The organism is Terrimonas ginsenosidimutans, from assembly GCF_022012415.1.
In the GTDB taxonomy this organism is placed as follows: Bacteria; Bacteroidota; Bacteroidia; order Chitinophagales; family Chitinophagaceae; genus Terrimonas_A; species Terrimonas_A ginsenosidimutans.
In genome coordinates this window covers 1-341 of sequence record NZ_JAKLTR010000055.1, presented here as the reverse complement: position 1 = coordinate 341, position 341 = coordinate 1, and the positions used below count along the sequence as shown (strand labels likewise).

The 341-nt window shown below is 45.5% G+C and carries 1 protein-coding gene; it reads left to right on the top strand.

Annotated features, from left to right (window positions below; all coding sequences use genetic code 11):
• Positions 1-151: 151 nt before the first annotated feature.
• A partial coding sequence (locus tag LZZ85_RS28925; protein WP_432422786.1) for a helix-turn-helix domain-containing protein occupies positions 152-341 on the top strand: 190 nt, incomplete at its 3' end.

The following is a 341-nucleotide window of genomic DNA, read 5'->3' as shown; positions in this document are numbered from 1 at the left end:
CTAGTCCGGTATTCACCGTCGAATTAGCCTACTGCTTACTCTCTGTCATCGCTCCACCGAGATAGGTTGTCGGCAAAAGTAATAATCGTAGTATAAGGTGATCCGTTGTAGCTGAAGATGATTTTTTCTTTTGTTTTGATAGCTTCCACGTATTGGCGAAAGTCCCCCATATTGCTACTTTTACAGTATAAACCTCGCGGAGAACATCAAAACCATTCGGGAAGAGAAAAATCTAAAGCAGATCGACGTCGCCGCACATATCGACGCCGATAAGTCCGCTTATTCCAAGATCGAGAAGGGAACGCGAAGCCTTTCTGCGGAGGAACTGCAAAAAATGGCGC